The organism is Aminobacter sp. P4_H6_2 (assembly GCF_056400805.1).
This window is the reverse complement of record NZ_JBFUKO010000759.1, coordinates 1-2,338: the sequence shown is the minus strand read 5'-3', so window position 1 is coordinate 2,338 and position 2,338 is coordinate 1. Positions and strand designations below refer to the sequence as shown.

Genomic DNA, 2,338 nt, shown 5'->3' with positions numbered 1-2,338 from the left:
ACGCTAGGCTGGACTGCGATATCCAGCCGATCGGCGCACCGTCGAGCCGGCCGGTTTCCACCATGGTAGCGAGGGCGAGCGAACCTGCCCGGCAGAGAATGTCCATGCTGTCGACCGCCTGAGCACGAAAGGGGCCTGTCTCGCCGCCAATGGCGGTGTAGACGACGCCAACCACACGATCCTCGACCAGAAGCGGCCCGGCCATACAGTGCTTGAAGCCCCAGCGCCTCAGCAGCTGGAAATTGTTGCAGTGCTGCCAGCCAGATGAGCCGACCACCGTCGATCCGTCGACAGGCCGGCCTTTCTCAAAGATGTAAGCGAGCAGCGGATCGTATTTATCGAACTCATCGCTGTACTCCCGGATGAAGCCCTCAGGCGCCTGCTTGCTGTAGAACAGGCTCGGCTTGTGATCATCCAACAGGTAAAGCCCGACCGTGGGCGATCCCATCAGCTTGCCGATTTCGCGGTGGCATGACTCGCCAAGAGCTTCGAGTGAACGGCTTGCGGCAACGGCCAGCGCGGCATGGCCGACCTCCCCCGTCGAATACTTCGATCGTGCAACCGACGTAACCGGCATCAAGTTCTCCTCCTCTCAGCCCTGCTGCTCATTGTTCGAGCTTGTCAGGAAGTGTGGCAAAGGCTCCGCCAGTAAGCGAGCGTTTCTGCCGAGACGGAGTTTCCAGCAACCCCGGCAAAAATCAAGCTGACTATGGCGGCGAAGCCTGCCGTTACGCCACTATCTAGCCATCCACACCAAAGACGCCCCATTTTGCATCGGCTTTGACCGCGCCGAGATAGACGCGCCCGCATTCCTGGACGATCTCGTCGGCCATCAGGATGTGCTGGGTGCCCGAATGGATATCGCGGTAAAAGCGCTGCATCGTTCCGTTGTGAAGTGAAGCGCCGCGCGCCGCGCGATGGGCGAAGGTGCCGACATCGGAGATGACGTCATGGACATGACGCATCGCAAGCTTCACATCGGCGATCTGCTCGACAGAGGCGTCACGGCTGGCATCGAAGGTTTCGGCCATGCTTGTCCAGGCCTGATAGGCAAAGGCACGTGCTGAGCGGAAGCACGCCTCGGCGCGAGCGAATTCATATTTGAAACTTGCGCTCTCATTCATCTTGCCAAACGCGTCGACGCGAACCGCAGCCAGTTTGGCAAGCTCGTCGAGCATGCGCCGCCCGACGCCAAGCGCCCAGGTCGTGTGACCCCAGGCCGTATAGCCGACCAGACCGAGGCTACCCTGCGGACCGCCTCGCTTGGCATCACCCTCGTTGAAGCCATAACAGAGGTGATTGGGCACAAAGAGTTCGTCAGCATCCTTGAGCGTGTAGTCAAAACTGCCTGTGGCGCGCAGMCCGAGTACGTCCCAATTGCCCTTAAGCTCGATGGTCTCGCGCGGGTGATGGGTGATGACGATTTCCGGCTGACCATTGGATTGCTTAACCATGGTCTTGCCGTCCGCCTCGGTAACGAAACAACCGGAATGGATCCAGGCTGCATGATGAATGCCGCTGCCATAGGCCCAGTTACCGCGGATCATGTAGCCGCCTTCGACCGGCCGCGCATAGCCGCGCGGCACACCGTTTCCGGCAACCATGACATTGGGACCCTCGGCGAAAATATCAGCGGCACCCTTTTCGGAGACAAACAGCGACATCACACCGCCGACCGCGTTGTTCACGATCACGCACCAGCCAGCAGAACCATGCGCCCATGCCACGCGTTCGCCGAGCCGCATCGCGTCAACATGAGACAGTTCAGCGCCGCCAACCTCCTTTGGCATCATCATACTGTAGAGACCTGCATCACGCAGAAGCATGAATGTCGCATCGGACAACCTGTTCAGCTGCTCGCTCTCTTCTGCAGCCGCCTCGATCGCCGGCAGTATGGATTCGACACGCGCGGCCATCTCGGCCAGCGACGGATTTCCGGTTTTCTTGAACTCGACGACTGACATGTTCACAGGCTCCACCCTTGCTTGTCAGCGCCTTGCCGGTCGTACCAGCCGGCGCTTTCTCCCGGCACTGTTCCAATCGGGCGACGCGTCAGCAACCCCCTCAACTGGGGGGCTTGCCGGAGAAGCACGCCATTCGGAAACTGAACGCTTGTGGGAGTTGGCGAACCGCCGAACAGGTCGATGAAGATCTAGTGGTTCCATACGGGAGTGATATCTGGATGACCRGTGTCAAAGTCATCGGCTTCTGCGGCAATGCGCAGAGGCCGTCGAAAACACGTGCGCTTGTCGAAGCCGTTTCCGAAAAAATCCGCCAACGCCATGGCTTTTCCGTCGAGATATTCGACCTGGTGGACGCTGGCGATGGGCTGGCCGCC

Annotated in this window: 2 protein-coding genes; both read right to left on the bottom strand. The window is 59.9% G+C overall.

The window, feature by feature from the left end:
- A partial coding sequence (locus AC1DUU_RS29745; RefSeq protein ID WP_476786911.1) for a GAF domain-containing protein occupies positions 1 to 577 on the bottom strand: 577 nt, incomplete at its 3' end.
- 163 nt (positions 578 to 740) lie between these two features.
- Positions 741 to 1,964, bottom strand: coding sequence for an acyl-CoA dehydrogenase family protein (locus tag AC1DUU_RS29740; RefSeq protein WP_476786910.1), 1,224 nt, complete (start codon positions 1,962 to 1,964; stop codon positions 741 to 743).
- Positions 1,965 to 2,338: the final 374 nt, after the last annotated feature.